Here is a 25,171-nt window from a genome sequence, read left to right as displayed (position 1 = left end):
CGAGGCATTTCATGTCGGACGATGGATGATCGGCTACTCGCCGCCGACATCGAAGCGAAGCCGCTTCGCCGAATCGATCGACTTGTGCGCGCGCACCTGCTCCAGCACTTTTTCCGGGAAGGGCGCGTCGAGATAAAGCAGCGCGATCGCATCGCCGCCCGGCCGGTTGCGGCCGAGCTGGAAGTTGGCGATGTTGACGCCGTTCTCGCCGCACACCGTGCCGAGCAGGCCGATGATGCCGGGCGCGTCGGCATTGGTGGTGTAGAGCATGTGCTGGCCGACCTCGGCGTCGAGATTGATGCCCTTGATCTGGATGAAGCGCGGCTTGCCGTCGGAAAAGCAGGTGCCGGCGATCGAGCGCGTCATATGCTCGGTCTTGACGGTGAGCTTGATATAGCCGTCGAACACGCCCGACTTGTCGCGCTTGACCTCGGCAACGATGATGCCGCGCTCCTTCACCATGATCGGCGCCGACACCATGTTGACGTCGGAGACCTGCGGCCGGATGAGGCCGGCAAGGGCGGCGCTCACCAGCGCGCGCGTGTTCATCGTCGCGGTCGAGCCGTCGAACAGGATCTCGACCTCCTTGATCGGATCCTCGGTGACCTGGCCGACAAAGGCGCCGAGCACTTCGGCGAGCTTGACGAAAGGCTTCAGCCGTGGCGCTTCCTCGGCGCTGATCGAAGGCATGTTGATGGCGTTGGAGACCGCGCCCTTGATCAGATAGTCGCTCATCTGCTCGGCGACCTGCAGCGCGACATTTTCCTGCGCCTCGGTGGTCGAGGCGCCGAGATGCGGGGTCGCCACGACATTATCCATGCCGAACAGCGCGTTCTGCTCGGCCGGCTCGACCTCGAACACGTCGATGCCGGCGCCCGCCACCTTGCCGCTCTTCAGCGCCGCGACCAGGTCCGCCTCGACGACCAGCCCGCCGCGGGCGCAATTGATGATGCGCACGCCGTCTCTCATCTTGGCGATCGCAGCCGCATCGATGATGTTGCGCGTCTTGTCGGTCAGCGGCGTGTGCAAGGTGATGAAGTCGGCGCGGGCGAAGAGCTCGTCGAGCTCGACCTTCTGGACGCCGAGCTCCTCGGCGCGGCTGTCCGACAGGAACGGGTCGAAGGCGATCACATGCATCTTCAGGCCGACGCCGCGCGTGGCGACGATCGAGCCGATATTGCCGCAGCCGATCACGCCCAGCGTCTTGCTGGTGATCTCGACACCCATGAAGCGGTTCTTTTCCCACTTGCCGGAATGGGTCGAGGCATTGGCTTCTGGTATCTGTCGCGCCAGCGCGAAGATCATCGCCACTGCATGCTCGGCCGTGGTGATCGAATTGCCGAAGGGCGTGTTCATCACGATGATGCCCTTGCGGCTGGCGGCCGGGATGTCGACATTGTCGACGCCGATGCCGGCGCGTCCGACGACCTTGAGCCTGCCGGCGGCATTGATCAGTTTTTCGGTGACCTTGGTCGCCGAGCGGATGGCGAGGCCGTCATACTGGCCAATCACCTCGATCAGCTTTTCCTTGTCCTTGCCGAGGTCGGGCAGGTAGTCGACGTCGATGCCGCGATCCTTGAAGATCTGCACGGCGGTGGTGGAAAGTTTATCCGAAACGAGAACGCGGGGCGCCATCACGGCCTCCTTGAAGGGGATTGGATGTGTCGGAAAATGGTGGCGGCCACAGGCCGCCACGGATTTCAGGCCGCTGCCTTGAGCGACGCCTTCTGCGTGGCGAAGGCCCAGTCGAGCCAGGGCAGCAACGCTTCGAGATCGGCGGTCTCGACAGTGGCGCCGCACCAGATGCGCAAACCGGGCGGCGCGTCGCGGTAGGAGCCGATGTCGTAGGCGACACCCTCCTTGTCGAGCGAAGACACGATGCCCTTGGCGAAGGCCGCCTGCCCGTCCGCACCGAGCGCCGCCACTTGCGCGTCGGTGAACGAAAGGCACACGGACGTGTTCGAGCGCGTCGCCGGATCGACGGCGAGGTGGCCGAGCCACGCCGACTTGTCGGCGAACCGGTCGAGCACCGCGGCATTGGCGTCCGCGCGGGCGATCAGCGCCTCGAGCCCGCCGATCGACTTCGCCCAGTGGAGCGCGTCGAGATAATCCTCGACGCACAGCATCGACGGCGTGTTGATGGTCTCGCCCTTGAAGATGCCTTCGATCAGCTTGCCGCCCGAGGTCAGGCGGAAGATCTTCGGCAGCGGCCAGGCCGGCTTGTAGGTCTCCAGCCGGGCGACGGCGCGCGGGCTGAGGATCAGCATGCCATGCGCGCCCTCGCCGCCCAGCACCTTCTGCCAGGAAAAGGTGACCACATCGAGCTTTTCGAAATCGAGCCGCTGCGCGAAGGCGGCCGACGTCGCGTCGCAAATGGTCAGGCCCTTGCGGTTCGTAGGAATGAAATCGCCATTCGGCACGCGCACGCCCGAGGTGGTGCCGTTCCAGGTGAAGACGACGTCGCGGTCGAAGTCGACCTGGGTCAGGTCGGGCAGTTGGCCGTAGCCGGCCTCGAACTTGCGCATGTCGGCGAGCTTCAGCTGCTTGACGACATCGGTCACCCAGCCGGAGCCGAAACTTTCCCAGGCGACCATGTCGACGCCGCGCTCGCCGAGCAGCGACCACAGCGCCATCTCGACCGCGCCGGTATCCGACGCCGGCACGATGCCGATGCGGTAGTCCGCGGGAACCTTGAGGATTTCGCGCGTCAGCTCGATTGCCTGCTCGAGCTTGCTTTTGCCGATCTTGGCGCGGTGAGAGCGCCCGAGCGCGGCAGCTTTGAGCGCCTCGACCGACCAGCCGGGGCGTTTTGCACAAGGACCTGAAGAGAAATTGGGGTTTGCCGGACGGAGTCCGGGCTTGGTAAGCGTCGTCATCGTGGTCTATCCTTCCAGATAGTGGCCCCTCGTTGGGGAGGGGTGGCCCACGGACGGCGATATGCGCTCAGAGCTTCGGCGTCAAGAGCAAAGTTTTTGTCGCTGACGGGATATTCGCTCCAACCTCTGCGCGCACCGAAATGAAACCGGCGAGCCGTTGGAACCCACCGTGGTATTTCGTAACCCACTTCGCCTACCAGAGGTCGTAGCGCAAGCCGAGCTTGACCTGGTGATTGCTGATCCCCTTGCGGACCGGATAGGAGGTCAGGCTCTCGGCGGTCACGTATTCGGCGTCGGGTGCGGAGAAATACTGGTATCCGAGATCGACCAGGAGGTTCTTGCTCACCTGGTATGCAAGACCGGCATTCAGCGTATAGGCGAAGGCATATTGGGTTCTGTTGTTCTTCAGGACGAAATCGTCCGTGTCGTCACCGTTCTCAGTAGTGTAGGAAGCCGACAGTTTGCTTTTGGACCGGATGAAACCGACGCCGGCGCCGACATAAGGCGTGACCCCGACATAGGTGCCCAAATCGACATAGCCGTTGAGCAGCCCCGTGAAGGCGTAGTTCTTGAGGTGTGCGGAAGCGATGGTGGGTTCCGCCGCCGTCGCTGAATCATCATAGCCGACGCTCACCTTGTTACCCGGCAGGTAGCCCAGATTGAGATCGGCGCGCAGATAGTCGTTGAAGTGATAGCCGAAGCCGACGCTGGCGAAGACCGGCGTCTCGTCGTTACTGAAGCTCGCCGGTGTGAAGGCGAAATCCTGTTTCTCGAAGCTTTTGTTCGCCAGATAGGAGACATCGCCGCGCAGATACCAGCCCGAGCCGACCTCGACCGGCTGGTAGTCCGGCGCCTGGTCGGCATAGACCGGCGGATCGTAGTCCGCCGCCAGCGCCGGCGTCATCGGCAACAGGATGGTTGCGGCAAGCGCTGACGCGATACGCGATCTGGATATCATGGTCCCCGGCTCCCGAAATTGGCGCCAGCCGCGAACGCAGGCGCCGTTTCAAGGAGCCATTGTTAACCATAGTGGTTAAGTGCGGGTTAAGGATAACAGCCGGTTACCGAATTGATTTCGATCGGATTTTAGCGGTCGTAGGAAAGCGAAAGCCGCCCGGCTGGCGCCGGGCGGCTGACGAATTTCGGGATAATGAAGACGATTACTTGGTGTAGATCGGTTCCGGCTGGTAGGGCTCTGGCGGCGGAGCGCAGTCGGACTGGCCGAACTGGTAGCGGAGGCCACCGCGAACTTCATGCACGTTGATGCCACGGTCGAAACCTGGACCGGCACCGGTGGTTCCGCCGGCACCCGCCGCATATTCGAACATCCGGCCGCCATTGATATGGCTGTAGCGATAGCCGACATCCAGCTTCACGTGGTCCGTCAGGCAGTACGAAGCGCCGGCCATGAGGGCGTAGGCAAAGCGCCAGCCCTTGCCGCCACGATGGAAGAAGTCACCATCGTCATCGCTGTTGTGCAGCGTGTCCCATTTCATCCAGGCACCGCCGATACCAGCGCCGACATAAGGAGTGACACCGTGCCATGTGCCGATATCGACATAGGCGTTGGCCAGCAGCAGGAGCGCCGAATAAGCCGAAGTGTCGGTCGAGATACAGGCAACGCCACCGCCGCAGGTTCCGATCGTCGATCCATTGAAATTGGATTTGCTCAGCCAGTCGGCGGTCAGATCCGTGCGGAAGTACTGGTTGACCTGATAACCGACACCAGCGCCGGCAGAGAAGGCGCCCTTCAGCTTGCCACTGTCAAAGCTGTTCGAGCCGGGCGGCGGACCGTAGGTGATGTAGTCGGCGCCACCGAAGCGCGACCAGTGGTAGTCGAGGTCGCCGCGGATGTACCAGCCGCCGACATCGACGGGCTGGGCTTCCACGACCGGCGGCGGCGCCTCTTCGATTTGCGGTTCGGGGAGGTCGGCCGCGAAGAGCGGTCCGGCTATCCCCGCGAACAGCGCGGCAAGCAATGCCATTCTTGCTGTCTTGAACATTCTGTCACCCCTGAGAAGCCTCGGGACGACATCGCCCGAAGATGATTGACCTCGGGTATGGATAATGAATTGGAAAGGTTAAAAGCCGTTTAACCGTACCGATTAACCACGAATCTATACAATTTTAGGGGGAACGCCGTTGTCCGGATGGCTCCACCCGGCGACGAAAAAGCCCGCCTGGCGGCGGGCTTGAAGACCATGTGAGACCCCGGCGGCCGGCTTCAGGCGGCGCTGCGGGTTTCCTGCAGGATGCCGACAATGTCGTTGACGACCGCTTCGACCAGCTGCGGATCGTCGCCCTCGGCCATGACGCGGATGAGCGGCTCGGTGCCCGAGGGCCGGATGACGAGGCGGCCGGACGTGCCGAGCCGGTTGCGCCCTTCCTCGATCGCCGCCTTGACCGGCGCTTCCTCCAGCGGCTTGCCGCCCGAGATGCGGACATTCTTCAGGAGCTGCGGCACCGGCTCGAACTTCTTCGACAGTTCGCTGACCGGGCGGTTCTGCCGCTTGATGCAGGCCAGCACCTGCAGCGCCGAGACGAGGCCGTCGCCGGTGGTCGAGAAATCGGAAAGCACGATGTGGCCGGACTGCTCGCCGCCGACATTCAAGCCGTGCGCGCGCATATGCTCGACCACGTAGCGGTCGCCGACCTTGGTCCGGTGCAGCTGCAGCTTCATGTCGCCGAGGAAGCGCTCCAGGCCGAGATTGGACATCACGGTGGAGACGACGCCGCCGCCGGCCAGCCTTCCGCTCTGGTGCCAGGATTCGGCGATCAGCGCCATGATCTGGTCGCCGTCGACGATCGCGCCGTTCTCGTCGACGATGACGACGCGGTCGGCGTCGCCGTCGAGCGCGATGCCGATGTCGGCGCGCACCTCGTGCACCTTCTTCTGCAGGCCGGCCGGATGGGTCGAGCCGCATTCCTTGTTGATGTTGAAGCCGTTCGGCTCGACATTGATCGCCACCACCTCGGCGCCGAGTTCCCACAGCGCCTCGGGCGCCACCTTGTAGGCTGCGCCGTTCGCGCAGTCGACGACGATCCTCAGGCCCGAAAGCGACATCGAGCGCGGCAGCGTGCGCTTGGCGAATTCGATATAGCGGTCATGCACGCCGTCGACGCGCTTGGCGCGGCCGAGCCCGTCGGAATCGGCGAGCGCCAGCTCGATGTCCTTGTCGAGCATGCCTTCGATGCGCTCCTCGATCTCGTCGGAGAGCTTGTACCCGTCGGGACCGAAGAGCTTGATGCCGTTGTCGAAATAGGGGTTGTGCGAGGCTGAGATCATCACCCCGATGTCGGCGCGCAGCGAGCGCACCAGCATCGCGACCGCGGGCGTCGGTATGGGACCGAGCAGGAAGACGTCCATGCCGGCGGCGCACAGGCCCGCCACCATCGCGTTCTCGATCATGTAGCCGGAAAGCCGCGTGTCCTTGCCGAGCACGACGCGGTGACGATGATTGCCGCGCTGGAAGGAGAGCCCGGCGGCCATGCCGACGCGCATGGCGACCTCGGCCGTCATCGGAAATTTGTTGGCGCGTCCGCGGATACCGTCGGTGCCGAAATACTGACCTGCCATGTGCCTTACAGTCCCCGTCGGTTTTTCAGCCGCCCGTATTGCCACAATTGGGCCGCATCCGATCATCAAATTTCGTGATTATATATTACCAATCCTTAGAAAAACATTGTCGCGGGCGGCGCAAGTGATTCGGCAGCCTATCACCACCTTTGACTTGGCGGCGCTACACCTGCCCGTGCGAGGCTCTTCGGCGCCCCATCCACCGGCAAAGCTTGTCTGGCGGCGGACCGGCAAGCAATTCATCACCTTATCGGGAGCAACACACTTTGTGACGGCGCCCATGCCGGAAGCATCTGGCGCAACCGGACATTGAGCGTTATTGATTTGGCATAGGGACACTTATTGGCGGCAGCAAGGGAGAAAACGCCATGCTTATTCATAGACTTGCAGCTTTGACGGGTATCGCCGTCGCAACCTTGTTCCTGGCGGCGCCGGCCAACGCGCTGACCATGGCCGAGTGCAGCACCAAGTATAACGCGGCCAAGGATGCGGGAACGCTCGCTGGCCAGACCTGGAACCAGTACCGCAAGGCGCAGTGCGGCAGCGACGCTTCCGCCGCCACCGACACCAAGGCGGCGACAGGCGCCAAGGCGGCGACCGATACGAAGGCCGCCGACACCAAGCCCGCCAAGACGACGAAGGCGGCCGCCGCCGCTACCGACGACGCCGCCAAGGGCCTGAGCTCCAAGGAATGCAGCGCCAAATACCAGGCTGCGAAATCCGCCGGCACGCTGAACGGCATGAAATGGAACGACTTCCGCAAGGCCGAGTGCGGCCCGGGCGCATCCGCGGCGGCGGCAACCGCGCCCGCCAAGACCTCGACCGCGGCTGCCGACGGCGGCAAGGGCCTGAGCATGGCCGAATGCAGCACCAAGTACCAGGCTGCGAAAACGGCGAATACGCTCAAGGGCATGAAGTGGAACGACTTCCGCAAGGCCGAGTGCGGCGCCGGCGCCGACGATGACGACACCGTGCCGGCTCCGACGGAAGCCACCTACACCAACGAGCCGGCGAAGCCGTCCGTCGCTGCGCCGAAGGGCGTCAGCTTCCCGAAGGCGATTTCGCCGAAATTCGCCACCGAGACCCCGGCCAAGGGCCGCATGCACACCTGCCTCGAGCAGTACTACGCCAACAAGGATGCCAACACGCTGAACGGCCTGAAGTGGATCCAGAAGGGCGGCGGCTTCTACAGCCTGTGCAATGCCAAGCTGAAGAGCTGATCGCTTAGTCTCTTCCAGAGAAAGGCCCGCGCATCGCAAGATGCGCGGGCTTTTTTGTTGGGTGGCTCACAAAGGTCATACCCACGTTACAAGGAGGCTCGCCGTCGGCTACGCTTCCAATCTCCCCCTTTGTGGGGGAGATGTCCGGCAGAGGGGCGAAGGATCGCTACTTGGCGGGTCGTCATTCCAGGGTGGAGCAAGAGCGGAGCGAAGCGCGCAGACCCTGGAATCCATGCCGTGACGCTAATGCGTGTCGCGCAAAAGTGTGCAGCAGTGTGACGCGCTTTAAGGCGTTGCAGCGGCTGAGAATTTTGCTTCGATGCGGTCGGACCCGAGGATGACGAAGAGAGGCCAGCGGGACAGCGCCCCTCTCTGCCCTGCCGGGCATCTCCCCCACAAGGAATGGAGATTGGCTGTCGCGCCGGATTTCGCCAATCACCAGCGCGCCGGCTAAACCTTTGGCGCTCCCAAAACGAAAACGCCGCGGTTTGATCCGCGGCGTTTGTCTGTATCGTCTACCGAACCTCAGCCCTGCGGCTGCGGTTCCATGCCGCCTTCAGGCTCGGGGCCCTTCTTGCGGCGGCCGCCGGTGCCGGCCTTCGGCACGGCCGAGCCGCGGCTGGGCGGGGTGTCGTCGCCGAGGTCGCGGGCGGGCTTGTTGCCGGCGATCAGCTGCTTGATCTCGTCGCCCGACAGCGTCTCGTATTCGAGCAGCCCTTCGGCGAGCGCGATCCATTCCTTCTTCTTCTTGGTCAGGATGGTCTTCGCGGTCGAGTAGGCGTCGTCGATCAGCCGGCGCACCTCGGCGTCGATGATCTGGGCGGTCTCTTCCGAGATGTTCTGCGTGCGCGCCACCGAGTGGCCGAGGAAGACCTCTTCCTGGTTGTCGCCATAGGCGACGTGGCCGAGCTTGTCGGAGAAGCCCCAGCGCGTGACCATGGCGCGTGCCAGCTTGGTCGCCTGCTCGATGTCGGAGGAGGCGCCGGAGGTGATGTTCTCCTTGCCGAACTTGAACTCCTCGGCGACGCGGCCGCCCATCATGATGGCGAGCCGCGAGACCATGTATTTGTAGCTCATCGAATAGCGGTCGCCTTCCGGCAACTGCATGACCATGCCGAGCGCGCGGCCGCGCGGGATGATCGTCGCCTTGTGCAGCGGATCGGCGGACGGCACGTTGAGCGCCAGGATCGCGTGGCCGGCCTCGTGATAGGCGGTGAGCTCCTTCTCGGCCTGCGTCATGGCCGACGAGCGGCGCTCGGCGCCCATCATGATCTTGTCCTTGGCGTCCTCGAACTCGGCCATGGTGACGAGCCGCTTGTTGCGGCGCGCCGCCATCAGCGCGGATTCGTTGACGAGGTTCATCAGATCGGCGCCGGAAAAGCCCGGCGTGCCGCGCGCAACCACCTTGAGGTCGACATTGGGCGCCAGCGGCACGTTGCGGACATGCACCTTGAGGATCTTCTCGCGTCCGACGATGTCGGGGTTCGGCACCACGACCTGGCGGTCGAAACGGCCGGGCCTCAGCAGCGCCGGGTCGAGCACGTCGGGCCGGTTGGTGGCGGCGATAAGGATGATGCTTTCGTTGGATTCGAAACCGTCCATCTCGACCAGCAGCTGATTCAGCGTCTGCTCGCGCTCGTCATTGCCGCCGCCGAGGCCGGCGCCGCGATGGCGGCCAACGGCATCGATTTCGTCGATGAAGATGATGCAGGGCGCGTTCTTCTTGGCCTGGTCGAACATGTCGCGCACACGGGATGCGCCGACGCCGACGAACATCTCGACGAAGTCCGAGCCGGAAATGGTGAAGAACGGCACGTTGGCTTCGCCGGCGACGGAGCGGGCGAGCAGCGTCTTGCCGGTGCCGGGCGGGCCGACCAGGAGCACGCCGCGCGGGATCTTGCCGCCGAGGCGCTGGAATTTCTGCGGATCGCGCAGGAATTCGACGATCTCTTCGAGATCCTCCTTGGCCTCGTCGACGCCGGCGACGTCCTGGAAGGTGACGCGGCCATGCGCCTCGGTCAAAAGCTTGGCCTTCGACTTGCCGAAGCCCATGGCGCGGCCGGAGCCTGATTGCATCTGGCGCATGAAGAATATCCATACGCCGAGGATCAGGATCATCGGCAGCCACGAGATCAGATAGCCGAACAGCGAATTGGACCCGTCGGTTTCGGGCTTGGCGGTGATGGTGACGTTCTTGTCCTGCAGCCTGGAGACCAGCGACGGGTCGCCGGGCGAGTAGGTCTGGAAGCCATTGGCGTTGTCCGTGTAGTTGCCGAGGATGCGGGCGCCGGCGATGGTCACGCTCTTGACCCGGCCGGACGCGACATCCTGCAGGAACTGCGAATAGGCGATATCCGTCGTGGCACCGCGCGTCTGGGGCGTCTGGAAAAGATTGAACAGGGCGATGAGCAGGACCGCTATGATCGCCCAGAGCGCGAGGTTGCGATAGTTCGGATTCATCTATTGTCCCGTTGGGGTCCCGCGTACGGACCCGCGATGATGGAGAAGCTTGGGCCTAACATAGGGAGAGCGCCTCCCCTTGCCAAGCAGAACAGCACGTATCGGTTAAGCTTTCGCCCACCCTCGGCCGCCATCATGGCCGTGCAATGGCGGCGCCGGCGGCGGCAGCGCGCCGACAAGGGCGGCGGCGGCGGCGGCGGGCGCGAGATCGAAGGATGGCAGGAAGCGCGCGAAAGGGGCTACCACTGGGACCATCGAGATCGCCCGCGGGCCGGCATCGCCGCCAATGAAATCAAGGCGTTCGTCGCCGGACCACAGCGCGGGCTCCGCGGCAAGCGCGGCGCGCGAAAGGCTTGGTGGGATATCCTCGCTCAAAGGCGCTTTCCTGGCAGCGGCGGAACCCAGCGGCGCGATCACCAAGCCGCCCGGCCCGTCTTTCAAAGTGATGCGTCGCCGGTTGTCCCAAAGCTGGTTATCCGACGGCGGCAGGACAGCGGGCAGGTTGCGGTTCTCGCGGCGCAGGAAAATGCCGACTCGGCGCGCGTCGACCATCGTCCGCGACAATGTGGCGCAAAGCGGAGCCGACCGCAGGCGGGAAAGCAGCGCAGCGCAGCGCGCCTCGTCGGCGAGGAACGCCATGCCGCCGACAGCGGCCAAAAGGATGCGCAGCGCATAGATGGCGGCTTGGCCATCCTCATGCTCGGTAAACTCGCGGTCGAGGCGGATGAGACCCGGAACCGGCCTGTCGGCAAACGCGTCGATGAGCACGGCGGCGCGGCGGCCGATGTCGTGGCGCTCGAGCGACGCCTGCTGCGACCGTGCCAACGCTTCCGCGATCCGCCGTTCGCCATCATCCTGCCCGAGCTTTGCCCGCACGCGCGGCCGCTCGAACCGGATATCGACATTGGTAGGGTCCTCGATCCAGCCGATGTCGCGAGCCCGCAGCATGGCGCGCAACACCGCGCGCCTAGTGCCTAGCAGCGGCCGGACGATCCATGTCCGCCAGTCGTGCAGCGTGGCGGGCGCCATGCCGGCGAGGCCCCGGCCTTCGTCGTCGCGCGCCTGCCGCATCAGCACCGTCTCGGCCTGGTCGTCGGCGGTATGGCCGGTCAGGATCAGCTTGATGCCTTCGGCGCCGGCCGCTTCGGCAAGCAGCCTGTAGCGCGCCTCGCGCGCGGCGGCCGGCAGACCGGTCACGGGCTTGTCGCCGCGCCAGGGAAGAATGCGATGGGCGATGCCGCGCTCGGCGCAGAAACGGGCAACCTGCCGCGCCTCGACGGCCGAGCCTGGCCTTAGGCCATGATCGACGGTCACCGCGAGCAGCCTGGCGCCCGATGCGGTCCGATCGAAGTAATCCTTGAGGAGAATAAGCAGGGCGGTCGAGTCGCTGCCGCCGGACACGGCTGCAACGGCGCCGGTCGAAAAGTCTAGGTCGGAGAAAAGGTGGTCTGAAAGGTGAGTTTTGGTATCGGGCGTCAGCACGCCGCCAGCGCCTTTTCCTGCTTGATGCGTTCCTTGAGCGCGCCGGAAACGTCGGGGTAGCGCTTGCCGATCTCGCTGAAGGTGGCGCAGGCCACGTCGTTCTGCTTCAGGCCGACCAGCGAAACGCCGAGCTTGAGCAGCATGTCGGGCGCCTTCTTGGCCTTCGGGTATTCCTTGCTGGCGGCGAGGAATATCTCGGCCGCGTCACGGTATTTCTGCTGGCCGAGCAGCGACTCGCCCAGCCAGTAATGCGCATCCGCCGCCTTGGCGTCCTTGGGGAAGCGCGAAATATGATCGCGAAAACCCTGCTCGGCGGTCGGGTAATCGCCCGACAGGATGAACTGGTAGGAGTTGCGGTAGAGCTCGTCGGGATCGTTGGTCGACGGCAGGGCGGCAACTTGCGTGTCGCCGGCCTTGTTCTTCTTGGCCGGCGTCTCGGCGGAGGGAGCGCTTGCGGTGGCCGCCGGGGCTTCCGCCGGCGCGCCGGCCTGCGAACCGGTCTCGGCATTGACGACATTGCCGTTCTTGTCGACGGTGATGGTGCCGAAATTCTTCGGCGGCGCGCCGGTGATCAGCTTGCCGGGATCGCCGGTCTGCGATTCCACGATGACGTCGCCAACGCTTTTGCCGCCGTTTTGCGCGCCGGTGTCGGCCGGCGCCCGCGTCGCCGGAGCCTGGGCGACGCTGTTGTCGGTTCCGGCGTCGCCGGTGCCGGATTGACCGGTGCCGGCATCGCCGAGATTAGTGTTGCTGTCCCCGTCCTGGGGCGTGGCTTCCGATTTCTTCTGCCCGGCCGGCTTGGCGCCTCCTTGCGAACCGCCTTCGAGCTGCTGGAAACGGAACTCATTGTCTTCCTGCTGCTTGCGCATCTGTTCCTGCATCTGCAGGATCTGGAAATTGAGCTCCTCGATCTTGCCGTTCATCTGGCGAAGCTGGTCCTCCAGACCAGTCATGCCAGCGCCGCCATCCTGCTGCGCGACCTGCGCCTGTTCCGGCTTCTTCTTGTCGCCGAAGATGCCGAGCGTCGGCAGACGGAAGGTGAACCCGCTGTCAGAGGCCCGCCCGGCACTGTCGGCCGAGGCGGCAAGGCTTGGGAGGCTTGATACGAGCAGCAGCGCAAGCGTGCCGCTCAGGACCGTTCTGAAATGCATTCTGTCTCTCGCGGTGGGTGTTGGCCTGATGCGCCTTTCCAAATCAAACAGTGGGAGAAAGCGCCCTCGCGCTCATAGCAGGACGCGAGACTTCGGCCAAATTTTGTTTCAATCCGTTGCAAATGAAAAAGGCGGCCCTGAGGCCGCCTTTCATTTTGGGATGTTGTATTTTTGTCGCCTGGGACGCCTGGCGCCCTTGGCGAAAATCGATCAGGAGCCGGCGCCGGAAAGCGTGGTGACGGCGCGGCGGTTCTGCGACCAGCAGGAGATGTCGTCGCAGACCGCGACCGGACGCTCCTTGCCGTAGGAGATCGTCTTCAAGCGGCCGGCGGAGACGCCCTTGGAGACGAGGAAGTCGCGCGTGGCGGCGGCGCGGCGGGCGCCCAGCGCCAGATTGTACTCACGCGTGCCGCGCTCGTCGGCATGGCCTTCGATGACGATCGCGTACTGGCGGTACTGGTTGAGCCACTGCGCCTGGCGGGCCAGCGTGGTCTGCGCATCGGCGCGGATCGACGAGGAATCGGTATCGAAGAAGATGCGGTCGCCGATGTTGACGGTGAAGTCCTGCGCCGAACCCGGCGTAGCGGCGCCGGCACCGTTGAGGCCGAGATCGGCTGCGCTGTTCGGGGTCTTCTTCGAGGCGCAACCGGTAATGGCGAGAGCCGCCACCAGCGCGATCATGGCCGGGTTTCGGGTAAGTGCTGCGATACGGCCCATGCCGCCTCTCCTTCGCATTCGAGTGATTTCGTTGATCACCCAGTAACCACGTTTGGGTTAACCGGCATTCAAGAAACACGGTTAATGTTTGGTTTCGAGCCGCCGTCCGCGACTGCTTGGCCCCACGCTTTCCAAGGGGCGACATTGCGCGCGGACCCTAGGCGGAAATGCGGCCAAAACATGAAAAAAGAGGGAATTGGGAAACTGGAGAATTGAAGAACTGGAGAAACAGGTCACTTCAGCGACCCTCTGAGATTCACCAGCATTCCGTAGATCTGGTTGTAGGATCGCAGCCACTCGTCAAACTGGGCCTTCGAAATGTGCCCGAGGTCGAAGGCGTAGGAGATCCATGTCTCGACTTCGCTGGCGCGTCCAACGTAGCGTTCCTGCTTCTTCAGTTCTCCAGTTCCCCGCCCCTCACTCCAGCAACGGTGACCACGCCGGGTCCGAAGCATAGTTCGCTGTCGGAATCTGCTGTTCGTTGCGGCCGGTGAGATCGACCGAGACCAGCTTGGGACCGCCGGCGGTGTCGCGGAAGAACATCAGCACGCGACCATTCGGCGCCCAGGTCGGACCCTCCTGCTGGAAGCCGGAGGACAGGATGCGCTCGCCCGAGCCGTCGGTCTTCATGACGCCGATCTGGAATTCGCCGCCGCTCTGCTTGGTGAAGGCGATGAGGTCGCCGCGCGGCGACCAGACGGGCGTCGAATAGACGCCGTCGCCGAAGGAGATGCGGTGCGGATTGGAGCCGTCCGCGCCCATGACGTAAATCTGCGAACGGCCGCTGCCGCCGCCGCGGTCGGAGGTGAAGACGATCTGCGAGCCGTCCGGCGAATAGGAAGGAGAAGTGTCGATCGCGGTCGAATCGGTGAGCCGCGTCGTCGAACGGCTCCTCAGATCCATGGCGAAGATGTTGGAATTGCCGTCATCGCGCAGCAGGCTCATGATCACCTTCTGGCCGTCAGGCGAAAAGCGCGGCGCGAACGTCATGCCGGGGAAGTTGCCCACCAGCTCGCGCTGTCCGGTTTCGATCTGCAGCAGATAGACCTTCGGCTGCCCGCTTTCATAGGACATGTAGGTGATTTCCTGCCGGTTCGGCGAGAAGCGCGGCGTCAGAACGATCGCGCGGCCGTCCGACAGGTACCGCACATTGGCGCCGTCCTGGTCCATGATGGCAAGCCGCTTCTTGCGGGCGTTCTTGGCGCCGGATTCATCGACGAAGACGACGCGGGTATCGAAATACCCTTTTTCGCCGGTGATCTTCTCATAGATCGCATCGGCGATGATGTGCGCGACACGGCGTTGGTTGGCGTCGTTGGCGAAAAACTGCTCGCCGGCCAACTGCTGGTTGCCGAAAATATCCCACAGCCGGTACTGGGCGCGAATGCGGCCATCCGCCTCCTTGCTCACGCTGCCAGTCACCAGCGCCTGCGCATTGATGACCTTCCAGTCCTCGAAACGGGGCTGGGCATCCGGATTCGTGATCTTTTCGACAAAGGCGGCCTTGTCGATCGGCGCGAACAGTCCTGACCGCTTCAGGTCGGCTGCGACGATCTCCGATATCTGCGGTCCAAGCCCTCCCTGAAAGTCAGGGATGGCGATCGGCATCGGCTCGACATTGCCTTTGTTGACGTTGAGCTCGAGGGTTGCTCGGGCAGGCAAGGTGACGGCAGCATTTATGCCCATCGCCATCGCGGCGACCATCAGGAGCGACTTGAGGATGGATTGCATGTCTTCTCGCTTCTCTTGCTGATTTCTCGGACGCTCAGGCTAAAGACCGAGCATCGCTCTCGGGTCGAAGTTGACGCGAACGTCGGACCATATGTCTTGCTTCCCGGCGGGAACCTGCAGTCCGGCGACATCGCATTTCTGCACGGCGCGAACCGCGCTGGCGTCGAACTGAGGGTTGCCGCTGGATTTCTCAACGGTCGGGCGGCCCTCCAGCTTGCCGGAGGCATTCAGGCTGAAACGGATCACCACGGTGAAGTTCTCGGAACCTTCGAGGCCCACCGGAAGGGTCCAGCAACCACCGAGTTGATCCTCCAATGCCCCCTGCTCCGACTTGGAGAGCTTCTGGCCCTGGTCCTTTTCGCCGCCGAGCGAGGCCTGCTGGGTCGAGCGCTTGGCGCCGCCGCCGGACGGCTTCTGCTTATCGAGCAGGGCCGTAATCTCGTCGGCGTTGAACTGCTTCTCGTCTGATTTCTTCCTGGAAGACGCTTCCTTGACCGGCTTTTCCGCATCCTTGCGATCCGGCGCCTTGGCGCTCTCGGCCTGGGCCGGCTGCGGCTTCGGCCGCGCTTCCGGCGCCGGCGCCGAATCCGGAAGCTTTGCCTCTTCCGTCGGCTGATCCTGCGAGATCGCCTCTGCGACGGCGTCGGGCTTGACCTCTTCCTTTTGGATGGCCGCGGTCTTGTCCGGCTGCGGCGCGGGCGTCGGTTCCTTGGCCGGCGTCGGCTTCGGCTCCGTCTGCTTGACCGGCTCGGGCTTGACTTCTTCCTTCGGCGCCGGCGTCGGGGCTACCTCGGTCGCCGGGGTCGGCTTCGGCTTCTCCTGCGGCTTCGGCACGTCCTCGACCGCGGGCTTCTCGGTCGGCGTCGGCGCGGGCGGCGGCGCCGCTGTCTTCTCGACCGGCTTGGGCTTGGCTTGGTCCGTCACCGGCTTGTCGGTATCGACGGTGTTCTCGCCGACCTTCTGGGCGTCGGGCACGACATCGGGACGCTTGGTCGGCAGCGGCGCCGGCTTGTCATGCATGACCGCCTTCTTGTCGCCCTGCAGCGTCTGTGCCACGGCTTCCATCGGCACGATGTCGACCGCCACCGACTCCACGTCGCTGGCAGGCATGGCCGGCGGCGACGACAGCGTGAACAGCCCGAAGGCCAGCGCCACCGCATGCAATATCACCGAAGAGGTGAGGCCGGTCCGCATTTGGCGTCTACTGATCCTGTTCCTGCAGCGAGACCAGGCCGATATTCTTGTAGCCGGCCGCCGAAATGCGGGCCATGACCTTCATCGCCGTGCCATAGTCGGTCGACTTGTCGCCGCGGATGAAGATGCGCTCGTCATAGCCGGTCTTGGAAATCGCCTGCAGCTTGGCTACCAGTTCCTCGATCGGAATCTCGGTCTCCTGCAGGAAAATCTTGCCCGCGGCGTCGATCGAAACGGTGATCGGCTGCGTGTCGACATTCATCGCCTTGGCCTGCGTGTCCGGCAGGTCGATCGGAACCCCGACGGTGAGCAGCGGCGCCGCGACCATGAAGATGATCAACAGCACCAGCATCACGTCGACCATCGGCGTGACGTTGATTTCGGATATCAGGGCATGGTGACGGCCACGCCGCCTATGGCCGCGTCCGCCTCGCCCCATGCCACCTGCGCCTGCAGACATCCCCATGATCGTTCCTCAGGTCTTCTGCGCTACTTTTTCATCGATTTGGCGCGAGAGTATGGCGGAGAACTCGTCCGCGAACCCTTCCATGCGCACGCCGAGTTTGTTCGCGTCCGATGACAGCTTGTTGTAGGCGATGACCGCGGGAATGGCCGCGAGCAGGCCGATCGCGGTCGCCAGCAGAGCCTCGGCGATACCCGGCGCCACCACCGAGAGGCTGGTGTTCTTCGAGGCGGCGATCGCCTGGAACGACGTCATGATGCCGATGACGGTGCCGAACAGCCCGATGAAGGGTGCGGCCGAGCCGGTGGTGGCGAGGAAGCCGAGGCGGCCCTCCAGCTTCTCCATTTCGCGCGTCAGCGCCAGGTCCATCGCCTTGTCGATGCGGGTCTGCAGCGCCAGCGCCGATTTCGCGCCCTTTTCGAAACTCTTCTTCCATTCGCGCATGGCGGCGACGAAGATCGCGCCCATGCCGGTGGTCTTGCGGTCGGCCAGCGTCCGATAGAGTTCTTCAAGCGATTGCCCGGACCAGAAGATCTGCTCGAAGCGGTTCAGTGCCAACTTCATCCGGCTATAGGCGACGAGCTTGTCGATGATGATGGCCCAGGTCCAGATCGAGGCGCAGAGCAGGCCGATCATGACCAGCTTGACCACCCAGCCGGCCTGCATGAACAGCGCCCAGATCGATAGATGCGCTGCCGGATCGGCGAGTGCGATGTTTTCCATGACTTAAGTCCTTAAGATTATCCGGGCATCGCTGGCGGCTGGCCCATGGCATCCCTTTGGTCCGATCGCGCGAAGCGTGAAGCTTGCGGGATAAGCCCCGAGTGCACCGTTTCGCGGCCTTTTCGAGGCAAATATTGGTGAAAGGAAGGCGCACGGATTGCGCCAATCTTCGCCAATTCCTTCATGAACCGTTATGGTTAAGGATGGGTTAGGACGTAAGCCGCGGCGCATTGCCGCGCGTGGCTGGTCCGGCCGGAGACCGGGGTCGTCTGGTCAAGGCCTTCCGGATGGGACCATGTGTGGAAGCTTCAGGCTTTTGCCTTCGGCATGAAAGCCGCGATCCATTCCTTCGGGAAACGCTTTGGCCGGCCGCTTTCGCCGACGATCGCCGCTTCGACCTTGGCCTCGACCAGCACATCGCCGCCGCGCTTCAATTGCTGGCCCATGAAGATGCGGGCGCCGGAAATGTCGTCGGTGCGTGTGTCGATGGTCAGGATATCGTCCATGCGCGCCGGCGAGCGGAAGTCGATCTCCATGCGCCGCACCACCCAGGCGATCCGCTCGCCATGCTTGCCGTCCAGGAGTTCGGTGTGATGGACGCCGGTCAGCCGCAGATAGTCGGAGCGGCCGCGTTCGAGGAATTCGAGATAGCGCGCATGATAGACGACGCCGGAGAAATCGGTGTCGGCATAGTAGACCCGGGCCATCAGCCGATGGCCGAATTCGGTCAGCGCGCCGGAAAGCCCGGCGCTCAGCGCCGCCGATTCACCATGATCGTCCATCGCGCTTTCCTTTTCAGGCCCGAACAGGCACCTAAAGCCCTCGGGCTTTAGGTATTTTTTCCGTGCGTGCCGTTCTCCCAAAAACCGCTGCACATTTTTGGGCGACACGTACTGTTTTCGCGCGGGAACGGGATGGCATTGTTGGGCACGATGATCAAGACCTTGATGGTGGCGCTGCTTGCGTTTGCCGCTTTGGCGTTGCCCGCCGGAGCGGCGACGTTCTCGATGAAACGCGGCCTCAATCTCGACCAGTGGGTGACCTGGCCGGCCGAGGACAAATGGGGCGACCGCCAGGCCATCCTGCCCTATCCGGAGTGGCGCAAATTCCTCAACGAGGACGACCTCAAGGCACTCAAGGATGCAGGCTTCGACTTCCTGCGCATGCCGGTCGATCCCGCGCCCTTTCTCTCGGACCAGACCGCGGCCCTTCGCGACGACCTCTATGGCAGCGTGCTGGACTCGGCGCGCATGGTCAACCGCGCCGGGCTCAAGGTGATCGTCGACCTGCATCTGATCCCCGCCGGCGGCAATCGCAAGATCGGCATGAGCGAGGTGATGCACGATCCGGCCGTCTTCGATGCCTATACCGAGCTGGTGCGCAAGATGGCGCGGACGCTCTCCAAGGAGGATCCGAAGCTTGTCGCGCTGGAGTTGATGAACGAGCCGCTGGTCGATTGCGACGCGAGCGGCACCAATCCTTGGCCCGACCTGCAGAAGCGCTTGTTCGCCGCCGCGCGCGCCTCCGCCACCAGGCTCACGCTGGTGCTGAGCGGCGGCTGCTATTCGAACGCGGAGTCGCTGGCCAAAATCGATCCCGGGACGATCGCCGATGACAACGTCATCTGGACCTTCCACTCCTACGATCCGTTTCTTCTGACGCATCAGGGCGCAAGCTGGGCCGGCGACTTCATCCCCTATGTCACCGGCCTGCCCTACCCGCTGACAGCCGTTCCGAAGGCGCAGTTGGACATGACGCTGGACACGATCCGCGACCGGATCAAGGCCGAGGCGCCCTGGCCGCGACGGAACGGCCTGCTCGCCTATCTCGACGAACAGGCGGCGACGATGGACAGTCCTGAAAAGCTGCTTGGCCTGATGGATGCGCCGTTCGCGACGGTCGACGCCTGGGCGAAGGCAAACGGCGTCAAGCCGCAGGATATCACGCTCGGCGAATTCGGCATGATCCGCCAGGAATACGGTAACGGCTTCGTCATGCCGGCCGCCTACCGCGCGGCCTATGTGCGCGACATGATCGCCCGCGCCGAGGCGCATGGCTTTTCATGGTCGGTGTGGAGCTATGGCGGCGCCTTCGGCATCGTCGATGCCTTCGACGGCGAAAAGGCGGAACCCGACGTGATGGACGTGATCAGGTCGCTTCGGTAAAACGCGCGGAAAGCGGACTATCCCAGATCGATCTGCAGAATCTCCGGCCGCACCCCGAAACGTATCGGCGCGATGCTGAAGCCCAGTCCACCGGAGACAATCAGGTTGCGGTCGTTCTCGACCACGTGGCCATAAGCGTAGCGGTTGCCATAGGCGGAAGGCACCACCGGCGAATAGCCGAACAGCCGCACCTGTCCGCCATGCGTGTGACCGGACAAGGTGAGCGAAACCCGCCAGGGCACTTTCGGAAAAATATCCGGCTCATGCGCGAGCAGGATGACCGGAGCAGCGTCGCCAACCTTGGCCAGCGTGCCGGGAAGGTCGTCGAGACCGGTGAGCCCGCTGCGGCCCCTGGCCTTGTCCGGCAACAGGGCGATCTGGTCGGCCAGGCCGGCTATCCAGAAGCCCTGTCCGTCCTTTTCCAGGCGTACGACGTCGTTCTCCAACACCGGAATGCCGACGGCCTCCAGCGCCTTGCGGGAAATGGTCGGCCCCGCCCCGGCCGCTTGCGCCGAGCGATCCTCCCACCAGTCGTGATTGCCGAGGATAGACCACACGCCGAGCGGCGCCTTGAGCCCTGCCAGCGCGGGCGCCCATTCCGACGCGTTTACCCAGCCGGTCACCAGCCGGGTCCCGGCGGGATAGTCGCCAAGCATGACGATGACGTCCGGCTGCAGCGCATTGGCTTCCTCGGCAAGTGCTGCGATCCGTTCCGGCGTCATCCAGGGCCGGCAGGCGTGGATGTCGGCCAGCGCCACGACACGCAACTTGAGTCCGGCCGGCCAGTGCGGCGGCGTCAGCGCGTAGCGCTTCACATGGGTGAGCAGCATCGGCTCGATACCGACGGCATAAGCGCCAAGCGACACCAGGCTGAAGGCCGAGCCGCCGACAAGGCGCAGGAAACCACGTCTGGTGATCATGGATCGGCCCAAGCCCCTTGGGATTCTATCGGGAAGCTGCCTTAAAGGCGGCAATTGCGCCCTCAGCTAGGCGGAGGCGAGCAGATTCTGCACAGACGGGCCGTTACGCGGCCAAACGGCGAACAAATATGCGTTACTCTTCCTGGAACAGGCTGATCTGCTGCTGGGCGATATCCTTCGGCGGGTCGAGCCCGAGATGGCGCCAGGCGTTGGCGGTCAGAACGCGGCCGCGCGGCGTGCGCTGGATGAAGCCCTGCTGGATCAGATAGGGCTCGATGATGTCCTCGATGGCGTCTCGCGGCTCGGAGAGCCCGGCGGCGATCGTCTCGATACCGACCGGTCCGCCGCCGAAATTGCGCGCGATCATCGACAGATAGCGGCGGTCGAGCGCGTCGAGGCCGAGCGCGTCGACCTCCAGCCTTGTCAGCGCCTCGTCGGCGATCTTCCTGTCGACATGGCCGTCCCCGGCGACGCTGGCGAAATCGCGCACCCGGCGCAGCAGCCGGCCGGCGATGCGCGGCGTGCCGCGCGCGCGACGCGCGATCTCCAGCGCGCCATCGTCGCCAAGCGGCATCGACAGGATGCGGGCGCCGCGCCGCACGATCTGCTCCAGCTCCTCGACCGTATAGAAATTGAGCCGGACGGGAATGCCGAAACGATCGCGCAGCGGATTGGTCAGGAGCCCAAGCCGGGTCGTCGCCGCGACCAGCGTGAAACGGGCAAGGTCGATCTTGACCGAGCGCGCCGCCGGCCCCTCGCCGATGATCAGGTCGAGCTGGAAATCCTCCATGGCCGGATAGAGGATTTCCTCGACCGCCGGATTGAGCCGGTGGATCTCGTCGATGAAGAGCACGTCGCGCTCCTCGAGATTGGTGAGCAGCGCCGCCAGATCGCCGGCCTTGGCGATGACCGGGCCGGAGGTCGAGCGGAAATTGACGCCGAGCTCGCGCGCCATGATCTGCGCCAGGGTCGTCTTGCCGAGCCCCGGCGGACCGACGAACAGCACATGGTCGAGCGCCTCGCCGCGGCCCTTGGCGGCATCGATGAAGACCTTGAGATTGGCGCGCACCGCCGCCTGGCCGACGAACTCTTCGAGCGACTGCGGCCGCAAGGTCTGGTCGGCATCCTCACCGCGCTTGTCGGGGGCAATGAGGCGGGGCGAAAGGCTCATGCCGCCTTCCTTGCATAGGACCGACAATGGAACAAGCGCCGCCTCACCGCGCCAGTTCCTTAAGGCCGAAGCGGATCAGCTTGGACGCATCCGCGCCCTCGCCGGCCGATTTCAGCGCTGCCGCGACCGCGTTCGCAGCGATATCGCGCGAATAGCCGAGATTGACCAGCGCCGAGACAGCGTCGGTGATCGGTGCCGCCGCGACACCTTCGCCGAGTTCCTGCTTGAGGCCGATCGTGCCGCTAGCCGCGCCCGCATAGGCCGGCGCCTTGGTGCGCAATTCGGTGACGATGCGTTCCGCCACTTTCTTGCCGACGCCGGGGGCGCGGGAAACCATGGCGATGTCGCGCAGCGCGATCGCATTGGCGAGTTCGGCCGGCGCCAGCGTCGACAGCACCGCCAGCGCCACCTTGGCGCCGACGCCCTGCACATTGTTCATCAAAAGCCGGAACCACTCGCGCTCCAGCGCCGACTGGAAGCCGTAGAGCCGGATCATGTCCTCGCGCACATAGGTCTCGATGAACAGCACCACCGCCTCGCCGGGCGATGGCAGCGACGCCAGCGTGCGCGCCGAGCAATGCGCGACATAGCCTACGCCGTGCACGTCGACCAGGCAGGAGTCCTCGTCGATCTCGTCCAGCGTGCCTTTCAGCTTGCCGATCATGATTGTCCCCTCACGCCAGCGCTGCCATCCGGTAGGCGACGCTTTGGCGGTGATGCGCATGGCAGATGGCGATGGCCAAAGCGTCGGCAGCATCGTCGGTATCGAAGATCGCCTTCGGCATCAGCACCTTGACCATCATATGGATTTGCTTCTTCTCGCCGTGGCCGACGCCGATAACCGCCTTCTTGACGGCATTGGGGGCATATTCGGCGACCACCAGCCCGGCACGCGCCGGCACCAGCATGGCAATACCGCGCGCCTGGCCGAGCTTCAGCGTCGCCGTGGCATCCTTGTTGACGAAAGTCTGCTCGACCGCTGCCTCATGCGGCATGGCTTGGTGCAGGACCTCGGCCAAACCGTCATGCAGCTGGCAGAGCCTTGTCGCCAACGACTCCTTTTCGTCGGACCTCACCGTGCCGGACGCGACGAAGCGCAGCGAATTGCCCACGCTGTCGATAATACCCCAACCGGTGCGCCTCAGCCCCGGATCGATGCCGATGATGCGAATCGCTTCCCCCATGCGCTAAGTCTAGCCGTGGCGGCAAGCGATGCCAGCAAAATGTGAACAAACCAGAAACAATCGCGATCCTAAGAACGCATTCGAAATCCCATCAAGCTGCCGTTCACGGGCTGGCAGGCCCGAAATGCCGGACCTAATGCGTGTCGCGCAAAGTGCGCAGTGGTTTTGCGATAGCGACATGCATGAAAACAAAGCCTTTAGTTCGTCACGCGACGGATGGTTTTCGACAGCCGCGTGAGAAATGCCGGCCTCGACGACGCGACCAGCTTCCATGCCAGGACTGCATTTCCCATGCGCCGCGGCAGGAGCCCGATGCAGAGGAACCAGGCTGCCAGCGCGGCCCGCCGCCGCCAGGATGCGTCCATTTCCAGACTGGCGGCGGCGCCCGCTTTTGCCAGCCCCAGCCGGGAGTCGGTCGTGACCGGATGCCGGGGCTCGTCGACGCAAAGCGAGGCCAGTCGCTCTTCCAGATGAACCGGATCGCGAAGGCCGGCATCCGGCGGTACGGTCAGACCGATCTCGGCCGCTCGGTCGGACAAGGCTTCAAGGCGCCGGAAGTCATGCGCCACGCGCCAGCGCGCCCGCTCGGCAAGCTTTTCGGCAAAGACCGAATGGTTGGAACCGTGGATGCGGTAGGCGCCAAGGCAGGTGTCGATGGATTTCACGTCCCCGTGCAGTGGCGCGAGCGTTGCGAGATAGCCATCGGCGCCTTGCCGGAAATCGCTTTCGGGCATGGGCATTATCGGGTCCAGCGCCTCACGGTCGAACGCCAGCCCGCTCGTCACCGTCGTACGGTAGCGCCCCTTGCGCAACAATTCCGGGACGACGTCGCCCGAGTCGAACGGCTGTTCCGGGGGCGGAAAGACATCCTTGATATGTTGGTCCTCATCGACGAGATGCAATCTGAATTGCGCCTGGGCGACATCCGCGTCCCACTCGTCCAGGACCTCGGAGACGGCGTTCGGATAGAGATAATCGTCGGCGTCGAGGAAAAGAACGATCTCCCCGGTGCTCGCCTCGAACCCCGTATTGAACGCAGCGGCATGTCCGCCATTCCTGCGCCTGAGGCACGAGCGGATCTTGTCGCCGTAGGATTCGATGACGGCCACCGACGCGTCCGTCGAGGCGTCGTCGACGACCACGACCTCGACATTTTGGTGGTCCTGCTCCAACGCGCTGTCGATGGCGCGTCCAAGAAACTGTCCGTAGTTGTAATTGGGGATGATGATCGATACCGGGATGCGGTCCAATGGCGAATGCACGGATCAAGCCTCGCAATCTGCTTTGGTCACAGTGACGGTGATTTTCTTGCAAAACCGGCTCGGGTCGACCCGGCTGCGGCGAACGGCTCCAACTAGGGGCCCATCGCTTCAAGACAAGGGCAATATTTCTCGCGAAGGCCGGCATGGCCTTCGATGCAACGACGGTTGCCGCAGTATCGAAGAGCAGTCGGGGTCGCAGGCGCTCGACTTGCGGCCACGATCGCGGCTCGCCAGATCGCGCCTCGATTGAACGACGTGGTTCCCGCTTCCCGCGGGCCGCTGTCGCGGCGTTTGTTGCAAACGCGGTTTCAGCCGCGCGCGAAAGCCGTATTCAAGAGACTGATCTGGTCGGAAACCGGGTTGGCCCGCCGGCTGGGGACATGCGTGTCGTTGATGACGCCGCCATAGATTTCCTCGTCCATGCGCCGCACCAGCGCCTGCAGGCGCAACGAGCGCGTCACGAGGTCCAGAAAATCCTTGGGCAGTTCGTTCCAGCCAAGCGCCTCGTCATGCGCGGAGGCGGTGTCGAGCCGCACCTTGGATTTCTCCGAGGCCACCTGGTCGCGCGTCATCTCGCCGGAATTCGCCGCCCGCTGCAAAAGCAACCAGGAGGCGACCTGCATGAGCCTTGTGGTCAGCCGCATCGACTCGGCCGCATAGAGCGTCGCCGCCGTGCGCGACAATTTCTTGGCTTCGAGCCTGCCCTTGCCATCGAGATATTCGGCGGCCTGCTCGACCAGCCCCATGCCTTCCTGGTAGAGCGGCTTGAAGGATTGGGAGAAAACCCGGCGCTCCGCCAATTTGATGGTTTTCGCGCTGCCCTTCGAAGGCTCGTTCATCGATACGCCCCTGCACTGCCGTCGGCCGATTCGGCA

23 protein-coding genes are annotated in these 25,171 nt (G+C 64.0%); 2 read left to right on the top strand and 21 right to left on the bottom strand.

What is annotated here, in order from left to right; all coding sequences use genetic code 11:
* Positions 1 to 33: 33 nt before the first annotated feature.
* From serA to glmM, 5 genes are all read right to left on the bottom strand, one after another.
* On the bottom strand, positions 34 to 1,635 hold the full coding sequence (gene serA, locus FJW10_RS22320) for a phosphoglycerate dehydrogenase (RefSeq protein ID WP_140901651.1): 1,602 nt from the start codon (positions 1,633 to 1,635) through the stop codon (positions 34 to 36).
* A gap of 65 nt (positions 1,636 to 1,700) precedes the next feature.
* Positions 1,701 to 2,876: a phosphoserine transaminase gene (locus tag FJW10_RS22315; RefSeq protein WP_140901650.1), complete on the bottom strand. Its 1,176-nt coding sequence runs from the start codon at positions 2,874 to 2,876 to the stop codon at positions 1,701 to 1,703.
* A 193-nt stretch (positions 2,877 to 3,069) separates the two neighbouring features.
* The gene (locus FJW10_RS22310) at positions 3,070 to 3,834 is read right to left on the bottom strand and encodes an outer membrane protein (protein WP_140832962.1); all 765 of its coding nucleotides are present in this window, start codon (positions 3,832 to 3,834) and stop codon (positions 3,070 to 3,072) included.
* A 202-nt stretch (positions 3,835 to 4,036) separates the two neighbouring features.
* Entirely contained in the window at positions 4,037 to 4,879 is an 843-nt protein-coding gene (locus FJW10_RS22305; protein WP_140901649.1) for an outer membrane protein, read from the bottom strand.
* 221 nt (positions 4,880 to 5,100) lie between these two features.
* Complete coding sequence (gene glmM, locus FJW10_RS22300) at positions 5,101 to 6,453, bottom strand: phosphoglucosamine mutase (protein WP_140832958.1); 1,353 nt, start codon at positions 6,451 to 6,453, stop codon at positions 5,101 to 5,103.
* Between the two features lie 368 nt (positions 6,454 to 6,821).
* Between glmM and FJW10_RS22295 the strand changes: the two genes are divergently transcribed.
* Positions 6,822 to 7,673 carry a hypothetical protein gene (locus tag FJW10_RS22295; RefSeq protein WP_140901648.1) on the top strand — a complete coding sequence of 284 codons (852 nt, stop codon included), beginning with the start codon at positions 6,822 to 6,824 and terminating at the stop codon, positions 7,671 to 7,673.
* A 525-nt stretch (positions 7,674 to 8,198) separates the two neighbouring features.
* Here the strand turns inward: FJW10_RS22295 and ftsH are convergent.
* The 10 genes from ftsH to ybgC all read right to left on the bottom strand — a co-directional run bounded on the left by ftsH (position 8,199) and on the right by ybgC (position 18,376).
* Positions 8,199 to 10,133 carry an ATP-dependent zinc metalloprotease FtsH gene (gene ftsH, locus FJW10_RS22290; protein ID WP_140678899.1) on the bottom strand — a complete coding sequence of 645 codons (1,935 nt, stop codon included), beginning with the start codon at positions 10,131 to 10,133 and terminating at the stop codon, positions 8,199 to 8,201.
* Positions 10,134 to 10,238: 105 nt separating this feature from the next.
* Entirely contained in the window at positions 10,239 to 11,612 is a 1,374-nt protein-coding gene (tilS, locus tag FJW10_RS22285) for a tRNA lysidine(34) synthetase TilS (protein WP_140901698.1), read from the bottom strand.
* Positions 11,609 to 12,766 carry a tol-pal system protein YbgF gene (gene ybgF, locus FJW10_RS22280; RefSeq protein ID WP_140901647.1) on the bottom strand — a complete coding sequence of 386 codons (1,158 nt, stop codon included), beginning with the start codon at positions 12,764 to 12,766 and terminating at the stop codon, positions 11,609 to 11,611. Before ybgF ends, tilS begins: the two co-directional genes overlap by 4 nt.
* A 210-nt stretch (positions 12,767 to 12,976) precedes the next feature.
* A complete protein-coding gene (gene pal, locus FJW10_RS22275; RefSeq protein ID WP_126080754.1) occupies positions 12,977 to 13,483 on the bottom strand; it encodes a peptidoglycan-associated lipoprotein Pal in 507 nt (168 codons plus the stop codon).
* A 233-nt stretch (positions 13,484 to 13,716) separates the two neighbouring features.
* A complete protein-coding gene (locus FJW10_RS22270; RefSeq protein ID WP_140901646.1) occupies positions 13,717 to 13,938 on the bottom strand; it encodes a four helix bundle protein in 222 nt (73 codons plus the stop codon).
* Positions 13,901 to 15,187, bottom strand: coding sequence for a Tol-Pal system beta propeller repeat protein TolB (gene tolB / locus FJW10_RS22265; RefSeq protein WP_246674347.1), 1,287 nt, complete (start codon positions 15,185 to 15,187; stop codon positions 13,901 to 13,903). Before tolB ends, FJW10_RS22270 begins: the two co-directional genes overlap by 38 nt.
* Positions 15,188 to 15,253: 66 nt before the next feature.
* Positions 15,254 to 16,408 carry a TonB family protein gene (locus FJW10_RS22260; protein ID WP_140901644.1) on the bottom strand — a complete coding sequence of 385 codons (1,155 nt, stop codon included), beginning with the start codon at positions 16,406 to 16,408 and terminating at the stop codon, positions 15,254 to 15,256.
* A gap of 7 nt (positions 16,409 to 16,415) precedes the next feature.
* Positions 16,416 to 16,874, bottom strand: coding sequence for a protein TolR (tolR, locus tag FJW10_RS22255; protein WP_140645854.1), 459 nt, complete (start codon positions 16,872 to 16,874; stop codon positions 16,416 to 16,418).
* A gap of 9 nt (positions 16,875 to 16,883) precedes the next feature.
* Positions 16,884 to 17,594, bottom strand: a complete 711-nt coding sequence (gene tolQ / locus FJW10_RS22250) for a protein TolQ (RefSeq protein WP_140678888.1) — start codon at positions 17,592 to 17,594, stop codon at positions 16,884 to 16,886.
* A 308-nt stretch (positions 17,595 to 17,902) separates the two neighbouring features.
* Positions 17,903 to 18,376, bottom strand: a complete 474-nt coding sequence (gene ybgC, locus FJW10_RS22245) for a tol-pal system-associated acyl-CoA thioesterase (RefSeq protein ID WP_140901643.1) — start codon at positions 18,374 to 18,376, stop codon at positions 17,903 to 17,905.
* Between the two features lie 132 nt (positions 18,377 to 18,508).
* Here ybgC and FJW10_RS22240 point away from each other — a divergent pair, with 132 nt between their 5' ends.
* Positions 18,509 to 19,759 carry a cellulase family glycosylhydrolase gene (locus tag FJW10_RS22240; RefSeq protein WP_140901642.1) on the top strand — a complete coding sequence of 417 codons (1,251 nt, stop codon included), beginning with the start codon at positions 18,509 to 18,511 and terminating at the stop codon, positions 19,757 to 19,759.
* 17 nt (positions 19,760 to 19,776) lie between these two features.
* Here the strand turns inward: FJW10_RS22240 and FJW10_RS22235 are convergent, their stop codons facing one another.
* The 6 genes from FJW10_RS22235 to FJW10_RS22210 form a co-directional block, all read right to left on the bottom strand.
* Positions 19,777 to 20,679 (bottom strand): metallophosphoesterase, encoded by a 903-nt coding sequence (locus FJW10_RS22235; protein WP_140901641.1) that lies wholly within the window; start codon positions 20,677 to 20,679, stop codon positions 19,777 to 19,779.
* Positions 20,680 to 20,812: 133 nt separating this feature from the next.
* Complete coding sequence (gene ruvB / locus FJW10_RS22230) at positions 20,813 to 21,850, bottom strand: Holliday junction branch migration DNA helicase RuvB (RefSeq protein ID WP_140901640.1); 1,038 nt, start codon at positions 21,848 to 21,850, stop codon at positions 20,813 to 20,815.
* 43 nt (positions 21,851 to 21,893) lie between these two features.
* Positions 21,894 to 22,514 (bottom strand): Holliday junction branch migration protein RuvA, encoded by a 621-nt coding sequence (gene ruvA, locus FJW10_RS22225; RefSeq protein ID WP_140654908.1) that lies wholly within the window; start codon positions 22,512 to 22,514, stop codon positions 21,894 to 21,896.
* A 10-nt stretch (positions 22,515 to 22,524) separates the two neighbouring features.
* Positions 22,525 to 23,034 (bottom strand): crossover junction endodeoxyribonuclease RuvC, encoded by a 510-nt coding sequence (gene ruvC / locus FJW10_RS22220; protein ID WP_140704551.1) that lies wholly within the window; start codon positions 23,032 to 23,034, stop codon positions 22,525 to 22,527.
* A 197-nt stretch (positions 23,035 to 23,231) separates the two neighbouring features.
* Complete coding sequence (locus FJW10_RS22215) at positions 23,232 to 24,296, bottom strand: glycosyltransferase family 2 protein (RefSeq protein ID WP_140901639.1); 1,065 nt, start codon at positions 24,294 to 24,296, stop codon at positions 23,232 to 23,234.
* A 308-nt stretch (positions 24,297 to 24,604) separates the two neighbouring features.
* On the bottom strand, positions 24,605 to 25,135 hold the full coding sequence (locus tag FJW10_RS22210; protein ID WP_140832936.1) for a DUF1465 family protein: 531 nt from the start codon (positions 25,133 to 25,135) through the stop codon (positions 24,605 to 24,607).
* Between the last annotated feature and the right edge of the window lie 36 nt (positions 25,136 to 25,171).

Origin of the sequence: Mesorhizobium sp. B4-1-1 (genome assembly GCF_006439375.1) — a bacterium.
In the GTDB taxonomy this organism is placed as follows: domain Bacteria; phylum Pseudomonadota; class Alphaproteobacteria; order Rhizobiales; family Rhizobiaceae; genus Mesorhizobium.
The sequence above is the reverse complement of the archived record's forward strand: the minus strand, read 5'-3'. Positions and strand labels throughout refer to the sequence as shown.

Bases quoted from the DNA above. Each gene is read 5' to 3' on its own strand.
- pal (WP_126080754.1), bottom strand. From the start codon at position 13,483: ATGGGCCGTATCGCAGCACTTACCCGAAACCCGGCCATGATCGCGCTG.
- ruvB (WP_140901640.1), bottom strand. From the start codon at position 21,850: ATGAGCCTTTCGCCCCGCCTCATTGCCCCCGACAAGCGCGGTGAGGAT.
- ruvA (WP_140654908.1), bottom strand. From the start codon at position 22,514: ATGATCGGCAAGCTGAAAGGCACGCTGGACGAGATCGACGAGGACTCC.
- ftsH (WP_140678899.1), bottom strand. From the start codon at position 10,133: ATGAATCCGAACTATCGCAACCTCGCGCTCTGGGCGATCATAGCGGTC.
- tolQ (WP_140678888.1), bottom strand. From the start codon at position 17,594: ATGGAAAACATCGCACTCGCCGATCCGGCAGCGCATCTATCGATCTGG.
- tolB (WP_246674347.1), bottom strand. From the start codon at position 15,187: ATGGTCGCCGCGATGGCGATGGGCATAAATGCTGCCGTCACCTTGCCT.
- ybgC (WP_140901643.1), bottom strand. From the start codon at position 18,376: ATGGACGATCATGGTGAATCGGCGGCGCTGAGCGCCGGGCTTTCCGGC.
- tolR (WP_140645854.1), bottom strand. From the start codon at position 16,874: ATGGGGATGTCTGCAGGCGCAGGTGGCATGGGGCGAGGCGGACGCGGC.
- serA (WP_140901651.1), bottom strand. From the start codon at position 1,635: ATGGCGCCCCGCGTTCTCGTTTCGGATAAACTTTCCACCACCGCCGTG.
- FJW10_RS22210 (WP_140832936.1), bottom strand. From the start codon at position 25,135: ATGAACGAGCCTTCGAAGGGCAGCGCGAAAACCATCAAATTGGCGGAG.
- glmM (WP_140832958.1), bottom strand. From the start codon at position 6,453: ATGGCAGGTCAGTATTTCGGCACCGACGGTATCCGCGGACGCGCCAAC.
- ruvC (WP_140704551.1), bottom strand. From the start codon at position 23,034: ATGGGGGAAGCGATTCGCATCATCGGCATCGATCCGGGGCTGAGGCGC.
- FJW10_RS22315 (WP_140901650.1), bottom strand. From the start codon at position 2,876: ATGACGACGCTTACCAAGCCCGGACTCCGTCCGGCAAACCCCAATTTC.
- FJW10_RS22305 (WP_140901649.1), bottom strand. From the start codon at position 4,879: ATGTTCAAGACAGCAAGAATGGCATTGCTTGCCGCGCTGTTCGCGGGG.
- FJW10_RS22240 (WP_140901642.1), top strand. From the start codon at position 18,509: ATGGCATTGTTGGGCACGATGATCAAGACCTTGATGGTGGCGCTGCTT.
- FJW10_RS22235 (WP_140901641.1), bottom strand. From the start codon at position 20,679: ATGATCACCAGACGTGGTTTCCTGCGCCTTGTCGGCGGCTCGGCCTTC.
- FJW10_RS22260 (WP_140901644.1), bottom strand. From the start codon at position 16,408: ATGCGGACCGGCCTCACCTCTTCGGTGATATTGCATGCGGTGGCGCTG.
- FJW10_RS22270 (WP_140901646.1), bottom strand. From the start codon at position 13,938: ATGCTTCGGACCCGGCGTGGTCACCGTTGCTGGAGTGAGGGGCGGGGA.
- ybgF (WP_140901647.1), bottom strand. From the start codon at position 12,766: ATGCATTTCAGAACGGTCCTGAGCGGCACGCTTGCGCTGCTGCTCGTA.
- FJW10_RS22310 (WP_140832962.1), bottom strand. From the start codon at position 3,834: ATGATATCCAGATCGCGTATCGCGTCAGCGCTTGCCGCAACCATCCTG.
- FJW10_RS22295 (WP_140901648.1), top strand. From the start codon at position 6,822: ATGCTTATTCATAGACTTGCAGCTTTGACGGGTATCGCCGTCGCAACC.